Source organism: Buttiauxella noackiae ATCC 51607 (genome assembly GCF_001654865.1).
GTDB lineage: Bacteria > Pseudomonadota > Gammaproteobacteria > Enterobacterales > Enterobacteriaceae > Buttiauxella > Buttiauxella noackiae.
The window spans coordinates 47,929-63,104 of record NZ_LXEO01000002.1 but is presented as its reverse complement, the minus strand read 5'-3'; the positions used below and the strand labels follow the sequence as shown (position 1 = coordinate 63,104).

General features: G+C 47.4%; 19 protein-coding genes. 6 read left to right on the top strand and 13 right to left on the bottom strand.

All coding sequences use genetic code 11. The features are described 5' to 3' along the window. Positions 1-58 precede the first annotated feature (58 nt). Positions 59-970 (bottom strand): fructokinase, encoded by a 912-nt coding sequence (gene mak, locus M979_RS00345; protein WP_064553013.1) that lies wholly within the window; start codon positions 968-970, stop codon positions 59-61. Positions 971-1,095: 125 nt separating this feature from the next. Between mak and rdgC the strand changes: the two genes are divergently transcribed. Next, a complete protein-coding gene (gene rdgC, locus M979_RS00340; RefSeq protein WP_034457896.1) occupies positions 1,096-2,007 on the top strand; it encodes a recombination-associated protein RdgC in 912 nt (303 codons plus the stop codon). Between the two features lie 39 nt (positions 2,008-2,046). Here rdgC and ppnP read toward each other — a convergent pair whose 3' ends face one another. The 5 genes from ppnP to M979_RS00315 all read right to left on the bottom strand — a co-directional run bounded on the left by ppnP (position 2,047) and on the right by M979_RS00315 (position 4,680). Then, positions 2,047-2,340, bottom strand: coding sequence for a pyrimidine/purine nucleoside phosphorylase (ppnP, locus tag M979_RS00335; RefSeq protein ID WP_034457894.1), 294 nt, complete (start codon positions 2,338-2,340; stop codon positions 2,047-2,049). An 80-nt stretch (positions 2,341-2,420) separates the two neighbouring features. Further along, positions 2,421-3,098, bottom strand: a complete 678-nt coding sequence (locus tag M979_RS00330) for an AroM family protein (RefSeq protein WP_034457893.1) — start codon at positions 3,096-3,098, stop codon at positions 2,421-2,423. Between the two features lie 280 nt (positions 3,099-3,378). Then, positions 3,379-3,570, bottom strand: a complete 192-nt coding sequence (locus M979_RS00325; protein ID WP_034457891.1) for a YaiA family protein — start codon at positions 3,568-3,570, stop codon at positions 3,379-3,381. 44 nt (positions 3,571-3,614) lie between these two features. Then, on the bottom strand, positions 3,615-4,139 hold the full coding sequence (gene aroL / locus M979_RS00320) for a shikimate kinase AroL (protein ID WP_034457889.1): 525 nt from the start codon (positions 4,137-4,139) through the stop codon (positions 3,615-3,617). 79 nt (positions 4,140-4,218) lie between these two features. After that, positions 4,219-4,680 (bottom strand): YaiI/YqxD family protein, encoded by a 462-nt coding sequence (locus tag M979_RS00315; RefSeq protein WP_064553011.1) that lies wholly within the window; start codon positions 4,678-4,680, stop codon positions 4,219-4,221. A 159-nt stretch (positions 4,681-4,839) separates the two neighbouring features. On the opposite strand from M979_RS00315, the gene proC reads away from it, so the two are divergent. After that, positions 4,840-5,649: a pyrroline-5-carboxylate reductase gene (gene proC, locus M979_RS00310; protein WP_034457886.1), complete on the top strand. Its 810-nt coding sequence runs from the start codon at positions 4,840-4,842 to the stop codon at positions 5,647-5,649. A gap of 34 nt (positions 5,650-5,683) precedes the next feature. Here proC and adrA read toward each other — a convergent pair whose 3' ends face one another. The 5 genes from adrA to M979_RS00285 form a co-directional block, all read right to left on the bottom strand. After that, positions 5,684-6,811 carry a diguanylate cyclase AdrA gene (adrA, locus tag M979_RS00305; protein ID WP_425338120.1) on the bottom strand — a complete coding sequence of 376 codons (1,128 nt, stop codon included), beginning with the start codon at positions 6,809-6,811 and terminating at the stop codon, positions 5,684-5,686. Positions 6,812-6,904: 93 nt separating this feature from the next. After that, the gene (locus M979_RS00300) at positions 6,905-7,219 is read right to left on the bottom strand and encodes a PsiF family protein (protein ID WP_034457882.1); all 315 of its coding nucleotides are present in this window, start codon (positions 7,217-7,219) and stop codon (positions 6,905-6,907) included. A 237-nt stretch (positions 7,220-7,456) separates the two neighbouring features. Continuing rightward, on the bottom strand, positions 7,457-7,717 hold the full coding sequence (gene iraP, locus M979_RS00295; protein ID WP_064553007.1) for an anti-adapter protein IraP: 261 nt from the start codon (positions 7,715-7,717) through the stop codon (positions 7,457-7,459). A 229-nt stretch (positions 7,718-7,946) separates the two neighbouring features. Next, entirely contained in the window at positions 7,947-9,167 is a 1,221-nt protein-coding gene (locus M979_RS00290) for a multidrug efflux MFS transporter (protein ID WP_064553006.1), read from the bottom strand. A 70-nt stretch (positions 9,168-9,237) separates the two neighbouring features. Then, the gene (locus M979_RS00285; protein ID WP_064553004.1) at positions 9,238-9,936 is read right to left on the bottom strand and encodes an extensin-like domain-containing protein; all 699 of its coding nucleotides are present in this window, start codon (positions 9,934-9,936) and stop codon (positions 9,238-9,240) included. Between the two features lie 133 nt (positions 9,937-10,069). Here M979_RS00285 and ddlA point away from each other — a divergent pair, with 133 nt between their 5' ends. Beyond that, positions 10,070-11,170 carry a D-alanine--D-alanine ligase gene (ddlA, locus tag M979_RS00280; protein ID WP_064553002.1) on the top strand — a complete coding sequence of 367 codons (1,101 nt, stop codon included), beginning with the start codon at positions 10,070-10,072 and terminating at the stop codon, positions 11,168-11,170. A 3-nt stretch (positions 11,171-11,173) separates the two neighbouring features. On the opposite strand, the gene M979_RS00275 is transcribed toward ddlA, so the two are convergent. Next, positions 11,174-11,404 carry a DUF2754 family protein gene (locus tag M979_RS00275; RefSeq protein WP_064553000.1) on the bottom strand — a complete coding sequence of 77 codons (231 nt, stop codon included), beginning with the start codon at positions 11,402-11,404 and terminating at the stop codon, positions 11,174-11,176. A 397-nt stretch (positions 11,405-11,801) separates the two neighbouring features. Between M979_RS00275 and M979_RS00270 the strand changes: the two genes are divergently transcribed. Next, entirely contained in the window at positions 11,802-12,128 is a 327-nt protein-coding gene (locus M979_RS00270; RefSeq protein WP_064552998.1) for a DUF2755 family protein, read from the top strand. Positions 12,129-12,208: 80 nt separating this feature from the next. Here M979_RS00270 and M979_RS00265 read toward each other — a convergent pair whose 3' ends face one another. Continuing rightward, positions 12,209-13,318 (bottom strand): DUF1615 domain-containing protein, encoded by a 1,110-nt coding sequence (locus M979_RS00265; protein WP_064552996.1) that lies wholly within the window; start codon positions 13,316-13,318, stop codon positions 12,209-12,211. Between the two features lie 194 nt (positions 13,319-13,512). Here M979_RS00265 and M979_RS00260 point away from each other — a divergent pair, with 194 nt between their 5' ends. Then, complete coding sequence (locus M979_RS00260) at positions 13,513-13,968, top strand: MarR family transcriptional regulator (RefSeq protein WP_064552994.1); 456 nt, start codon at positions 13,513-13,515, stop codon at positions 13,966-13,968. A 20-nt stretch (positions 13,969-13,988) separates the two neighbouring features. Continuing rightward, a complete protein-coding gene (locus tag M979_RS00255; RefSeq protein ID WP_064552992.1) occupies positions 13,989-15,170 on the top strand; it encodes an HlyD/EmrA/EmrK family protein in 1,182 nt (393 codons plus the stop codon). The last annotated feature ends 6 nt before the right edge of the window (positions 15,171-15,176 follow it).

Here is a 15,176-nt window from a genome sequence, read left to right as displayed (position 1 = left end):
TTTTTGCGGATGACGCTGCGCTTATCAAATCTACGGGCGCAGCGTCATCCACCGGCTTTTATTTCTCTAATGGCCACAACCATGCAGCACCACGTACGCCGCTGGAATCACCATGTACCGCTTTACGAATTGGGGTTTCGCACTCGCCACCAAATACCCATGGTTTCACTAGCTGCGGCACCGTTTTGTACAAGCGTTCGTTGTTGCTCATCCCACCGCCCAATACAATCACATCGGGGTCAAGAATATTGACGATGTGCGCCAGTGATTTTGCGAGGCGCATTTCGTAACGCGCGATCGCCAGCTCAGCAACAGGATCTTGTTGATCGACTAAATGCATGATCTCATTGCCTTTGAGCTGTTTTCCGCTCAAACGATAGTAATCCGTGCCGAAGCCGGTACCGGAAATAAAGGTTTCGATGCACCCTTGTTTGCCACAGTAGCAAAGCACTTCCTCGCGAAAACGCAGCTCGTCTTCGTCCATCCACGGCAATGGGTTGTGTCCCCACTCGCCCGCAGTACCGTTGCCACCAATCAGGCTGCGGCCATTAATGGCAATACCTGAGCCACATCCGGTTCCGATGATCACCGCAAAGACAATCGCAGCCCCTGCTGCTGCACCATCTATAGCTTCGGAAACCGCGAGGCAGTTAGCATCGTTTGCCAAACGCACTTCACGGCTTAGCGCATCGCATAAGTCTTTATCGAAAGGTTGGCCATTGAGCCAGGTTGAGTTGGCATTTTTTACCACACGGGTATAGGGCGAAATGGAGCCTGGGATACCAATGCCAACCGTTCCTTTCTCACCCGTGGCCTCCTCAGCCAGGCGTACCAATTCAACAATAGTGCCAATGGTTTGCTGATAGTCATTTTTCGGTGTTGGCAGGCGATGACGGAAAAGTTGTTTACCATCATCCGCCAGTGCGATCACTTCTGTTTTTGTCCCACCTAAGTCGATACCAATGCGCACAGCGATGCCCTCATTTAATTAGTGTTATCAACAGAATAGAAGTGCGGCCCCGTAAAGGCAATGAAACACAGCGGCTGATTCGCTATCATGCCCGCTGCGTTTAACTGACAGTCCGGGAAATAATCATGCTGTGGTTCAAAAATTTAATGGTTTACCGTTTAAGCCGTGACATCACGCTTTCAGCGGATGAGATGGAAAAACAGTTGGCCGCGTTTACTTTCACCCCATGCGGTAGCCAGGATATGGCGAAGACCGGCTGGGTGTCACCGATGGGTTCGCACAGCGATGCATTAACCCATGTCGCTAACGGGCAGATTGTGATTTGCGCCCGTAAAGAAGAAAAAATCCTCCCGGCCCCGGTGATTAAACAAGAACTGGAAGCGAAAATCAGCCGACTTGAAGCCGAACAAGCACGTAAGCTGAAAAAGACCGAGAAAGATTCTCTGAAAGATGAAGTGCTGCACTCTTTACTGCCACGTGCATTCAGCCGTTTCAATCAAACAATGATGTGGATCGATACCGTAAACGGTTTGATCATGGTCGATTGTGCCAGTGCTAAAAAAGCTGAAGATACGCTGGCACTACTGCGTAAAAGTCTCGGTTCGCTGCCCGTTGTGCCACTGGCGCTGGAAACCCCTATCGAGCTGACGTTGACTGAGTGGGTGCGTTCTGGCGACGTGCCTCCAGGCTTTGCGCTGATGGATGAAGCCGAGCTTAAAGCTATTCTCGAAGGTGGCGGCGTGATTCGCTGCAAGCAGCAGGATCTGGTTTGCGATGAGATTGCAGCTCATATCGAAGCCGACAAAGTGGTAACGAAACTGGCCCTCGACTGGCAAGAACGTATTCAGTTTTTGATTGCTGATGACGGTTCGATTAAGCGCCTGAAGTTTGCGGATACACTGCGCGAGCAGAATGATGATATTGAGCGCGAAGATTTTGGTGGGCGTTTTGATGCCGATTTTATTCTGATGACCGGCGAGTTAGCGGCGTTGATTAAAAATCTGGTTGAAGCGTTAGGTGGCGAAGCTCAGCGCTAAAAGCTGTTCCCTCTTCCCGAAAGGAAGAGGGAAACAACATTATTTGTCAGCCAGGTAACGGCAAAGATAAGAAGTAGGCTCAGCGACTTGTAAATGGAATTCGCTGTGTCCAGGGACATGGAACACGGTGCCCGCAGCATAAGTTTTCCACTCGGTTTCACCCGGCAGTAAAACGTGTAATGCACCACTGATGACTGTCATTTCTTCTGGTTGTGCAGTACCGAAAGTGTATTCACCTTCAACCATTACCCCAACACTCGCGCGGCCAGTGCTGCTGCTTGTAAAACCAATAGATTTCACTTTACCGGAAAAGTACTCATTACTTTGAAGCATGACCAGGCCCTTTTTAAAATAGTTGAAAAAACAATATAGAGGGGAACTTGAGAGCCTGTCACGCAAATTATTACCTGCCGTTAAGCGAGCAATTCTGAGGCTAAACGCGCTATCAACACGTTCGATAACAATACCGGGACATCTAAGGATTTTTGCAACAAATCGCGATGTTTTTGGTGGAATCCAAGACAGTCCAGCACCAAAACATCTGCACCACTGTCTACGAGTTTTTTCCCTGCATCGATGAGATCTTGCTCAGTTCCATGAACAGGGTTAGCCAGTTCATACAGCGGTTCAATGGGGAGTAACTCCCATTTTTTGTTCTGGTATTTCATCATTTCGGGAACGGGCAGAATGATACCGACCTGATGCCCATCGACAATTGAGGCCACCAGCGGCGGGATAATTCGCTCAGGCTCCAGCAAGATGCCTTTACGCACCGAAAGATTGGCTAAGCGGTGTGTGCTCATCAATAAAATGACATCGAAACCCTGGTTATCCAGCACCTCAATAACACTTTGCAACGCTTGTTCTACTTTCTGCTTCCCCACGTAAGCCAAAACGTTCCCGGTTAACAGCGTCAGAAGTTGTTCTTCACCGGGTGACGGTGAAAATTCTTCCATCACTTCGTCATATGAAAGATTACCTAACAGACTGAAAGTTTTGATTTGCTCTTCAGAAATATGGTCTGTGAGTAGCGGCAGTATTTCACTGACCGGGACAACGCCGATGGTGAGAATCGCCAATGTTTGTTTCATGTTTCGTTCCGCCCTTGCCCAATATCAGTCCTTCGCTGCTGCACTGGTATCTTTCCTGTGAATGATACTCTGCTGAAGGTCGCTCAATAATTAACCACAAAGCGTAGCAGCATAATTGCAGAGCATCTGCCGGAATATTCAACGAAACGTTAATGACACCTATACAACATCATGATAATGAATTGTTAACAACCAGATTAAACGAAAGGTGTGATGAATGACCAGGTCATTGAGTTCACTCGAAAAAGAAGGGGGTAATCATGGCATCCATGCCGAGGTATTACGTTTTTTGCGGATCTTCATAACGCCGCTTCGCATCCAGCGCTTCTTGTTCTGTTTCGTGTTCACTAATCAGCGTATCAGGATGTGGATGGTCGGCACGGAGTTGATACCAGGTCACTGTTTGGTCTGTTGAACCTTTTTCAACTGCAACAACACGCGCTTCCCGAGGATATGGAGGATTGCTCGCCATCGCTCTTCCTTTGGTAATGAATGAGCGTTAAGTATAGTGAAGAATTAGCTGGCATGAGCCTTTTGCAGCGCAGCGAGTACTGCTTCGACTATCTCGGTTGGGGGACGAGTGGCATCAATCACATGATGTGCAGCCTCGTTGTACAGCGCTTCACGCGCCGCGAGAACATCAACGATTTCGTCAGTAATGGGTCTGCCAGTCAGTGTTGGCCGTTGGCCCTCTTCAGGGAAGGCTTCTAAACGTGAAGCAAGGATTTGCGCCGGTGCACGTAAATAGATAACCACACCATGCTCACGCATAAACTGACGATTACTTTCCGCCAGAACCATACCGCCGCCAGTGGCGATGACCGTATTGGGGGCGGTAACACTTTTCAATGCACCGGATTCACGACGACGAAAACCGTCCCATCCTTCTTGCGCCACAATATCGGCAACACTCATCTTCGTGCTGGTTAAAAGGTAATGGTCGGTATCAACAAAGTTACAGCCCAATGCCTGCGCTAATGCAACACCGACGGTTGTTTTGCCACAACCTCGCGCGCCGACTAAATAAATGGGTTGAGTCATCGGTGGCTAATCCTTAGAAGTCCGCCAAAGGTTGTCATCATACCAGCAAGCTAGTACGTGGAATAGAATTACATCGGTATTAAGCGCTTTTTGAACGACCAGCGACAAGCAGCCATTTTTCCAGTTCATTGGCAAACATCTGGCGGTCGCGCTGATTAAGACTATCAGGCCCACCAGTTTGCACTCCACTGGCTCTTAATGTATCCATAAAATCGCGCATCGTCAGGCGCTCACGGATAGTAGCAGGAGTGTAAAGTTCACCGCGAGGATTAAGAGCAATCGCCCCCTTTTCCAGCACATCCGCTGCGAGCGGTATATCAGCAGTGACCACTAAGTCACCTTTTTCACAACGGCGCACAATTTCGTTGTCAGCCACATCAAAACCCGTGGCGACTTGCAGGGTACGAATAAAGCGCGAAGGCGGGGTTTTCAGCCCCTGATTGGCTACCAGAGTTACCACAATTTGCGCGCGCTCAGCAGCACGAAACAGCACTTCTTTTATAACTTTTGGACACGCATCAGCATCCACCCAAATTTGCATGACGACTCCTGGTTGTCAGTGGGAATGGGGCGATCTTGCCGTGGTTTTACGTCAATCGCCAACTTTATCTTTGCTTGTTGTTTCGCCTGAACGTAGCGTGAGCGCCAGAAAGCACGGTAAGCTATGCTCATCACACAACTCAAAAGATGGAGTGAGACTTTGGATAAGAAAATTGGATTTATTGGTTGCGGCAACATGGGAAAAGCCATCCTGGGTGGACTGATAGCTAGTGGACAGGTACTTCCAGGTAATATCTGGGTCTACACACCGTCACCCGATAAAGTGGAAGCCTTGCGCGACCAGTACGGTATTAATGCGGCGCAAAGTGCACAGGAAGTGGCGCAGATCGCCGATATCGTTTTCGGCGCAGTAAAGCCCAATGTGATGCTAAAAGTGTTGGGTGAAGTTAATTCCAGCCTGAATAAAGATACCGTGGTGATTTCAATTGCCGCAGGCGTTACGCTGGATTCTTTGGCTAAAGCCCTGGGCCATGACCGCAAAATTATCCGCGCAATGCCTAACACACCAGCATTAGTCAATGCAGGCATGACCTCGATTACGCCAAACGCTCTGGTTACTTCAGAAGATATCGCCGATGCGGTAAATATCTTCCGCAGCTTCGGGCTTGCAGAAGTCGTCTCTGAAAACATGATCCACCCAGTCGTTGGCGTCAGTGGTTCAGCCCCGGCTTATGTCTTTATGTTTATCGAAGCTATGGCTGATGCCGCAGTGCTGGGTGGAATGCCGCGCAAGCAAGCGTATCAGTTTGCAGCACAGGCAGTGATGGGGTCAGCCAAAATGGTACTGGAAACTGGCCAGCATCCAGGCGAGTTGAAAGATATGGTGTGTTCACCAGGCGGTACAACGATTGAAGCGGTAAAAGTTCTGGAAGAAAAAGGGTTCAGAGCCGCAGTGATGGAAGCTGTAGTGAAATGTATGGCCAAATCCGAGCACTTAGGTAAATCATAATTTTTCTGCCCTCTCCTGTGAATGGGAGAGGGTTTTAAGCCGCAATATCGGCAACCTCTGTGCGGCTACGCCCCAGATTTTTGGCTTTATATAACGCCACATCGGCCGCTTTTAACCATTCGCGATAATTAACCATACTGTTATCAAACTCCGCCACTCCTACACTTATGCATAGCGAAATACGCGGTGCATGAGGTATGCGAAACTCTTCAAGATATTCACGTACTCGCGCCATCGCCTGTATTGCGCTCTCTTGAGATGTGCCCGACATAATTACGCCAAACTCATCCCCCCCGAAGCGCCCGATAACATCGGTAATACGCAAAGTCAGTTGCAAGTGCTCGGTCAGCACCAGAATCGCCTCATCACCCACATCATGCCCGTATGAGTCATTAATTGATTTAAAGTGGTCAATATCAATGAGTAACAAAGTGGCACTACGCTGGTAACGCTGGCAGTTATCATATTCACCATGCAGCAGGTGTTCCCAGTGACGGCGGTTATACACTCCTGTCATACCATCGCGAGTGCTCATATGCATTAAACGCCGCTTGTGTTCGGAGAGTTTTAGAGCCGTTCGATAACTGACCAGACCAAAGTAAGTTGGGTATATAAGCAGGAACGGCAGGCAAATCCATACCTGTGATGGCATGGTTTGTAGATTGAGCGGCATGTGAAACAAACCTAATGTCAGCAGGCAACTCAGAACAATTACCCCCAAACCACCAAGGAACAGTTTCAACCCACCACAGCCGACATTATTCATACACAACATCGCGAGAATTAGCGCTGATGGCAAAGCATTCAATCCCATCACCGCAATCCAAACACCGCCCATCAAAGAATCGACCATTAAGTTACGGATTTCAGCCCGGGCGGGATCGGATGCACGATCGGCAGTTTGCCATGCGAAGTGTGGCCAGATAAAACCATAGGCGACCAGAAGCAGCCACCACCATCCTGACACCGGTTGCATAACCAAAACCGAGGAGATACAGAAAAAACCTGTCGCTAATCCTATGATTCGAGGGATGTAAAGTCGTCGGGCAAATCGTCGCGCCGAGCGATGCCGATCTTCATCAAGATACGTTGAGCTATCCATAAATCCCCCAGGAAGCCATCTTCCAGAACGGTGTTCATCTTTCATGATAATTAGGAATATTCTGAAATATTTTCCGTAATTATAGAAAGTTTAATTCGGGGGGAAGTATGATTTTATGAGTGAGTCAGCGAACCGACTCACCCATTTAGGTTATCAGGATTGTTTTTTCAGGCAATTACTCATGAAAGTTTTTCGCGCATCGCCGGATAATGTTTTTTTGCCAGCTTCAGCATTACAGTCTTTCATTTTCTGCTGTTGCGGCGTCAGACTTTTATCTGCTGGCGCTGACTGACTATTTTTCAAGCAATTGCTCATATATGTTTTACGGGCATCTCCTTTCAGAGTTTGTGAGGTCGCTTGTTGGTTACACGACGTCATACGTTGCTGCTGCGGCGTCATCGCTTTATCTGCTGCCGCCGCCGACCCAATAACACCCGCCAGTAACACCATCATTAATACACTTTTCATAGCACCATCCTTTTTATTGTGGTGCATTAATTTTGGCCTGTAGTTGGGAAAATGGCGAACTGGCAGACCCAATATTGCTCGGCCTATTGCTTAAGCGTAGCGGTAAAGCGCCGCAATCGGCACCAGGTTTCAGGGGGGATTAAAATGTTAAGGGAGAGATAATATAGCTGGATGCTAATTCACTTTAATTATTCTAATTAATAATAAGAAAATAATGTGAAATGCCCGCAAGACAAATCAAGTAGTTGGAGGAGTCAATAAGCGCGATAAATATTTCTTAAGCAGAGTGGTATCATCTGCAGTCACTGAATCATCAGGCTGAGTTTCATTTAAAGCATCTTCAATATTTGTGATTATTGCTAATCTTTCGCTGCGCTCCATTCTTTCGAGCATGGCGAAAATCACTATTTCCAGGGCTTCTATCTGTGCAACAAACTCTTTTGACTCTTCTTCTTTTTCAGCGAGTTTAGCCAGTAATTCAGAAATAAGGTTTTTCATAGTTCTAACCACCAGAGATTTGAAACATGACGTTAACATTATGATTTCAGATTGCCTAGAGGGTGAGGTGACTATTTTTATATGACTTGTTAAATATGTGTCGAAGCCCAAAAAATATCATCAGGTAACAATTCCGACATTTAAATTAATGACAGCTACTACGGCAACCTCTTGGTGAACACTTTTTAATCACTCAATAAAAAAATAGCTTCAAAATAAACGGGATATATTATGGCCCAATTTGTTTTCTCTGGGCATCTTGTTGCTTTTTACGCCGTAACATAACCGCCAATTGCCAAACATTCAGCAATACAACCAACGCGGTAGCAAGAAATACCCAACGATATCCCGCCATTGCGGAAACGCCTGCCCCCATGAGCGGCCCAACAACGTTTCCAAGATACATAAACGACTGGTTATAGCCAAAGATCCTTCCTGTAACCTGGTCGCTGGAATACTTAACGAGCAAAGTTTGAACCGCTGGTAACATCGCGCCATCTGCAAAGCCAAGTAAAAAGCGCAATACGGCCAATTGCAGCGGTGATGTTACCCACGACATAGCAAAAAATAATATCACTGCAAAGATTAGCGTTGCCATTAATACTCTGGCGGTACCGATTCTATCGCCCAACTTACCTAATCTGGGGGCGGAAATAAGAGCGGATATCCCAGGGACTGCCGCAATAAAACCACTAATGAATGCAATATTATTACTTTCAGGAGAAAGGTGTTTGATGAAAAGGGCAAGTATTGGCCCGACGGAACCATTACAAAGTTGAATGACCATCGTGGTGACGAACAGACTTATCATTAATTTAGGATAAGGTAATGACGCAAACACAGCTTTGCCCGATAAACGATCGGCCTTGCTAATATTAGGGCGTGCGCCTTCTTTTATCAGAAATAACGTCACTAAAAAACTGACCATCAGCAATGCAGCCGTGACGTAGAAGACCATCCGCAGCCCAAGAGTATCGGCCATATATCCGCCCAGTAGCGGACCAACAATAACACCACTGATTTGTGCGGTGGAAAGTGTACTTAACGCCCAGCCACTGCGCTCTCTTGGAACTTGAGAAGCCACTAGCGCCATCGCGTTGGGAATATAACCGGAGGTTAACCCCATCACAGCGCGCAAAATAAAGAGTTGCCAAACATTAGTGGCAAATGCCTGTAGCAAAATAGCGACCGCCATACCCAAAGAAGCACGCAGCAGCATTAATTTTCGGCCTTTGCGGTCAGCAAGGCTTCCCCACATCGGAGAAACAATGGCAGACACCAGAAACGTCACACTAAAGGTCAGACCCGACCACATTGATAATGCTTCGTGAGAAGTCACACCAAGTTGTTCAACATATAGCGGTAAAAACGGCAGTATTTGGCTAATGGCAAGTCCGGTAAAAAAACAGCCGAACCATACCGAGATAATGTTGACCTTCCAGGATTCCATACCGTGTACGCTTTAATAGTGGGATAAAAAGATCGGTAGAATAATGTGAAGTTTATCATACAAATTAATTTTATCGACAAAGCCCGTAGCCACGCATCCCCATATGAAAATGATTGGCATGAGCAGCGTTATATTCAGGCCCCAACGCATTACCATAAAATGAACAACCGTTTTCGAATACCCGATGAAGATATTCACTTCCCTTCCCTGTACTGCGCCAGTCTTTCAGGACACTGATTTGTTGCTGATTGGCAAAGCTAAAACCACTAATATCCAGCGCATCTGCTGTAGCATGCTCACTGCGTCTGGCCCCTTCGCGATTGTAGATATTTCGACACGCAAAACTCCCCAGATGGTTAATCCGCGTAAGCTTGCTGCCCATTTCAGATTGCGCTAGTGGAACCGCGCGTTGGTGAATAAACATCGTGCTACTTAGGGCAAGTGAGCAACTTGCCAGAAAGCTGCTGCTTAGCGCTACGCTACCAAAATCCAGCACCCGTACTGCGCCAGTTAATGGGCAATTACCCTGGGTATCAGCAGACTTGCGGAAGTTTATTTGTCCACGCGCCCGTGCCTGCTGCAGCAACGCAAAACAAGCTTGCGGGTCGTTTACCATCTGGCGCAATTTGTAGCGCGTAATCGGCGTTGGTGGATCATCAATCGATAGTGGCGCAAACGGATTGTACTGCGCAGGCAGGCGCTGATAGAGCCAGAACCCCACTACGGCCATAATGGCTATGACCATCACAATTTTCACTCCTTTCACCATCCCTTCACCTGATTTTGTTTACGGAATAATCATTATAGAAGTCGGTCGGTTTTAAGCGGCAGGAAGCGCATGAATCCTTGTAATGAGCGTGGTATGTTGTCCGCCTTTGTACCGTTTAAGGATGGATTTTGGCATGGCAAAATTGCGGGTTGGTATCGTGTTTGGGGGCAAGTCAGCTGAGCACGAAGTATCATTACAGTCGGCGAAAAATATTGTCGACGCCATTGATAAATCAAAGTTTGAAGTCGTATTACTGGGCATTGATAAACAAGGGCAGTGGCATATCAATGATGCGTCCAACTACCTGTTAAATGCAGAAAACCCGGCATTAATCGCGCTGAATCGTTCAGGGACAAATGTAGCCGTGGTGCCAGGTCAAACAGAAAACCAACTGATTGAATCTTCCTCCGCCGCATTTTTAGCGCCCGTAGATGTCATTTTCCCGATTGTTCATGGCACGTTGGGCGAAGATGGCTCTTTGCAAGGGATGCTGCGCATGGCTAATTTACCATTCGTTGGTTCAGGTGTGCTGGGTTCAGCCGTAAGCATGGACAAAGATGTAACTAAGCGCCTGTTACGTGATGTGGGGCTAAATGTTGCTCCATTTATTACCCTCACCCGTTCAAACCGAAACAAAATCAGCTTTGCCGAAATCGAAGCAAAACTTGGCCTGCCATTGTTCATTAAACCTGCCAACCAGGGTTCTTCCGTGGGTGTCAGCAAAGTAAATACCGCCGAACAATATGAAACAGCAGTCACCTTAGCCTTCGAGTTTGACCATAAAGTTGTGGTGGAAACCGGCATTAAAGGCCGTGAGATTGAATGTGCTGTGTTGGGTAACGATGAGCCACAAGCGAGTACCTGTGGTGAAGTGGTGGTAAGCAGTGATTTCTACTCTTACGACACTAAGTACATTGATGATAAAGGCGCGCAAGTTGTTGTTCCTGCTTCAATCCCGGCAGAAATTAACGACAAAATCCGTGAGATTGCAGTGCGTGCTTATCAGACCCTGGAATGCAGCGGAATGGCGCGAGTTGACGTATTCCTGACAGCTGATAATGAAGTCATTATCAATGAGATCAACACACTGCCAGGTTTTACCAATATCAGCATGTATCCAAAACTCTGGCAGGCAAGCGGTTTAGATTATCAGACACTGATTACCCGTTTAATTGAACTGGCTCTTGAGCGCCACCAGCAAGATTGCGCTCTGAAGAGTTCGATTACCGCCTAAGCCTTACTCTTTCGCCGTCTCCGTATCCTCAAGTTCTGGACGACGGCGAATAATAAACCCGGCCAGCCAGAAACATATTACCCAGGTCACAAGCCCAACAGCATAGTTTTGCCAGCCTTCGGTTTTAAACCCCAGCAAGCCAATCACACCATTCAAAATAAAGATCAAACCAATCGCTACAGCGTAATAGTGCCAGTCACGGCGCATTTTCAAAGAGAGTGTTTTCGCAGACATGATGCAATCCGTCAGGGCAAAAAGAGAACTTATTGTGGCATAGCTAACAGCTATATACCCAAAATAATTCGAGTTGCGGGAAGGCGGCAACGCAGGGAATCCCCTGGATCTTACTTCAGTAAGTGACAGGGGTGAGCGAGGAAAGCCAACGCACATGCAACTTGAAGTATGAAGGGTATAAACCGCACGTTAATGCGGGCTAAACAGAGGATTGTTACGTAAATTTCACCTAAGTTACAAATATGTGATCTCAAACATACATTCACAAACCAGGAGCATTCCGCCCGTTAAATTACCAACAATCTGATATTGACAACCCATATGACCTGCCAAACTCAACGCAATTGAAGTCTCAGGCCACAGCCTGAATCGTTTTACTGTTGCATGGGAGGTCGTGATGGCTGATATGAGTTTGTCGAAACAGGTTGTTCCTGTAATAACCACGATTTCAACAACGAAAACAGAGGGATCTACCCAGAGTAATTTGGCTTACGCTGTGTTCGTTTTATTCTGCTTTTGGGTCGGTACGCAGATACTGAGTTTGATGGTTCACTCTCCAGGAGTGCTTGAACATCTCGCTCAGGGTAATGATGCGTCGCGTCCGCACATTGAAATGGGATTCGCAGTAAGCACCGTATTTGGTCTGGTTCCATTCCTCGCGGGATGTGCGGTAATCGGTTTGATTAGCCTTGCGCTAAAATTCTACCAGCGCCACCATTTTTAATGGTGTCTTATTCAATGCGCAGTTGAAAACTTAGTTTGTTGGGCGGGTGAGCAAAGTATCACCCGCGTAGACAGTCTGACTTACAATTTCATACACGCAGCACGCCGCTCATCAACCCGCTTTGCAAACCATGCTGTCGTCAAATTACGAGTAATCTTTGGACTCTCAAGTGTAATACCCGGCAACATTTCACGCGGCAATTTCTTGCCCGCTTTTTTCTCTGCTATTGTATACACCTGCTGATACAAGTCCGTTTTCTCAAAATCGATACTGTCACCTTTCTCCAGCGCACGATGAATCTGGCTTTCACTCATATCGAGTTTGCCCGCCAGTTTCCTTACTGCCAACTCAGTGCTACCCGCTTTATCGGTGTTGTAGAGAATTAAATCGCCATCCAGCGCCAGTTTCATACCGGTAGCCTTACTGACTGCACTCTGAAATGCCGCATTGCGACTGGCGTACCATCCCGCGTTGAAGTCGGCAAAACGGTATAGAGGTTGAGTATAATTCGCCGGGTAATTCAGCAAATGATAGGTACCGAACCATAATCCACCACGCCGAGTGAACACTTCCTGACGCACTGTACCTTCCATATTCCACGGGTAACCTGAAGTGTGCTGCTCAGCAAAAGCGATGCTGACTTGCATTGGCCCGCCAGTATGTACCGGATTCAGATTACCGAAAAGCTTCTGCCCCATAGGTACCATGTCGATAAAATCATCAAATATCGCACTTAATTGCCCTTCGGTTTTCACATTATCCAGGCGCTCGCTGTAGCTTTTCCCATTAGGCGATTTAATTAATAATGCGGTGTGGACCAGAAAAACGGGGATATGCATTTTTTCAGCGCGGCGGTCGATCTCCTTCCAGGCGATTTTGCTCAGATTCGGCACCGCAGGGTCAGCAACCAAATTGGACTCCTGCTGTGCCACTGCCAGTACCGAGCAAATATTATTTTCGTCAGGTGCAATATTCTGACTCTTGAATGTGACCGCTAAATCTTTCGCCCAACTGTTGCGGTCTTTCACGCTGGCAGGGATTTTTTGCTTCACTACACTTTCAACATCAACAGGTTTTTGGGTTTCCGAAACAGAGGGCGTGCTTTTAGTCGCACACCCTGCCAGGACAAAAATAGCACCGAGGCTGAGTGCAAAAAGCCCATGCTGTCTGCTTAAAGTGACTATGGTCATAACGTTCCGTTGTAATTGTTATCTAAGGCAGGATGAAACAATAGCAGTTCTGCAATCTGCCGTTTATCAGAGATTGACTGATAAATGCCGGGACCATCGGCTCGCTGACATAAAGTGCGATCTTCTTGACATAAACTTGACACTTGGCTGCCTGGTCAGTAATTTCAGATGTAATTACTGACCAGGCAAATATCATGAAGAACAATCCGGGTATTATCGACAACAAATTCCATCTCGGTTTGCTTATCCACCTTGCGAACCAGTTCAAAGACCAGCTTATCAGCCAATATTTCTCTGGTATGGATATTACCGCTGCACAATTTAAGGTGCTGATTAATATTTATAAAGGTGTCACAAGCCCGGTCGAAATCAGCAAAAATCTGGTGATGGATGCTGGCGCAATGAGCCGTATGGTTGAACGTATGGTCAAACGCGAACTGATCATTCGCTCCCCAAATCCACACGATAAGCGCCAGGTCATTCTGGCTCTTACAGATAAAGGCCAGATGATTTGCGACCGTTTTCAAAACGAAGCACTCGCCTCAATCATCAGCGACCTTACCGCACGCCTGACGCAGGATGAATCCCAACAGCTGGTGACGTTAATTACCAAGATGCTGCCCGATGACATTACAGCGCCGCACCGATAACACCGAATAAAGGCCAAAAGATGGAAACCACTCCAGAAGAACACGTTCAGCGCTCCAGTAAACGCAAACGTAACTTTATTATTCTTATCCTGATTATCGTCTTGGCAGCCGCGGGCTGTCTGGCATGGTATCTCTTATATGCTCGTTATTACGAGTCTACCGATGACGCCTATGTAAATGGCAACCAGGTGGCGTTAACGCCACAGATTGGTGGCACAGTCACTCAAGTTACTGCTGACGAAGGAGACTTTGTCGAGAAAGGCCAGCCACTCGTGTTGCTTGACCCAAGCGATACTAAAATTGCACTTCAACAAGCAGAAGCAAACCTTGCCAATACCGTGCGCCAGGTTCGCGGTCTGTACAGCACGGCTGATAACTACCGTGCTCAGGTCGCAGCAAAACAGGTTGCCCTGCAAACTGCACAAAATGACTATGCGCGCCGCCAGAAAATTTTCTCAACCGGTGCAATTGCGGCTGAAGATCTCTCGCATTATCGCGATGCAGTTTCTAGTGCGCAAAGTGATTTGGCTGCCGCACAACAAGCATTACGCACCAACCTTGCGATGGTTGACGACACTGTGATTGATAGCCATCCAGAAATCAAAACCGCAGTGGCGACACTACGCCAGCGCTATCTTGATAATGCACGTACCACCATTGTTGCCCCTGTCAGTGGCTATGTTGCTAAACGCGCGGTGCAGTTAGGGATGAGAGTGACATCCGGTACTACATTACTTGCTATCGTGCCACTGAATGAAGTTTGGGTTGATGCCAACTTTAAAGAAAGCCAGATGAGCACAATGCGTCTTGGGCAAAAAGTGACGCTTAACGCCGACCTCTACGGCGATGATGTTGAGTACCACGGCACTATTGAAAGTCTGGGAATCGGCACCGGCAGCGCGTTCTCGCTATTGCCTGCCCAGAACGCCAGCGGTAACTGGATCAAAATCGTTCAGCGTTTACCAGTGCGCATCACACTTGACCCACACGATATGCAGAAGCACCCGTTACGCGTTGGCTTATCAATGAATGCCCGTGTAGATATTCGCAACAATGAAGATGGCCATCTGCTGCCACAACAAACCGTTAGCACGCCTCGCTTTACCACCGATGTCTATAAAGACTCGCTGGAGGCAGCAGATAAACTTGTGGCAAAAATCCTTCATGACAACAGCAATGCGGTAGCCGCAAGCGCCCGTTAAGAGAGA

Coding starts and splice junctions, on each gene's coding strand:
- M979_RS00290 (WP_064553006.1), bottom strand. CDS start 9,167: ATGGAATCCTGGAAGGTCAACATTATCTCGGTATGGTTCGGCTGTTTT.
- aroL (WP_034457889.1), bottom strand. CDS start 4,139: ATGACTCAACCCATTTATTTAGTCGGCGCGCGAGGTTGTGGCAAAACA.
- M979_RS00265 (WP_064552996.1), bottom strand. CDS start 13,318: ATGACCATAGTCACTTTAAGCAGACAGCATGGGCTTTTTGCACTCAGC.
- M979_RS00255 (WP_064552992.1), top strand. CDS start 13,989: ATGGAAACCACTCCAGAAGAACACGTTCAGCGCTCCAGTAAACGCAAA.
- M979_RS00270 (WP_064552998.1), top strand. CDS start 11,802: ATGGCTGATATGAGTTTGTCGAAACAGGTTGTTCCTGTAATAACCACG.
- M979_RS00325 (WP_034457891.1), bottom strand. CDS start 3,570: ATGGCGAGCAATCCTCCATATCCTCGGGAAGCGCGTGTTGTTGCAGTT.
- rdgC (WP_034457896.1), top strand. CDS start 1,096: ATGCTGTGGTTCAAAAATTTAATGGTTTACCGTTTAAGCCGTGACATC.
- M979_RS00260 (WP_064552994.1), top strand. CDS start 13,513: ATGAAGAACAATCCGGGTATTATCGACAACAAATTCCATCTCGGTTTG.
- M979_RS00315 (WP_064553011.1), bottom strand. CDS start 4,680: ATGCAAATTTGGGTGGATGCTGATGCGTGTCCAAAAGTTATAAAAGAA.
- M979_RS00330 (WP_034457893.1), bottom strand. CDS start 3,098: ATGAAACAAACATTGGCGATTCTCACCATCGGCGTTGTCCCGGTCAGT.
- M979_RS00285 (WP_064553004.1), bottom strand. CDS start 9,936: ATGGTGAAAGGAGTGAAAATTGTGATGGTCATAGCCATTATGGCCGTA.
- ppnP (WP_034457894.1), bottom strand. CDS start 2,340: ATGCTTCAAAGTAATGAGTACTTTTCCGGTAAAGTGAAATCTATTGGT.
- M979_RS00275 (WP_064553000.1), bottom strand. CDS start 11,404: ATGTCTGCGAAAACACTCTCTTTGAAAATGCGCCGTGACTGGCACTAT.
- iraP (WP_064553007.1), bottom strand. CDS start 7,717: ATGAAAAACCTTATTTCTGAATTACTGGCTAAACTCGCTGAAAAAGAA.
- ddlA (WP_064553002.1), top strand. CDS start 10,070: ATGGCAAAATTGCGGGTTGGTATCGTGTTTGGGGGCAAGTCAGCTGAG.
- M979_RS00300 (WP_034457882.1), bottom strand. CDS start 7,219: ATGAAAAGTGTATTAATGATGGTGTTACTGGCGGGTGTTATTGGGTCG.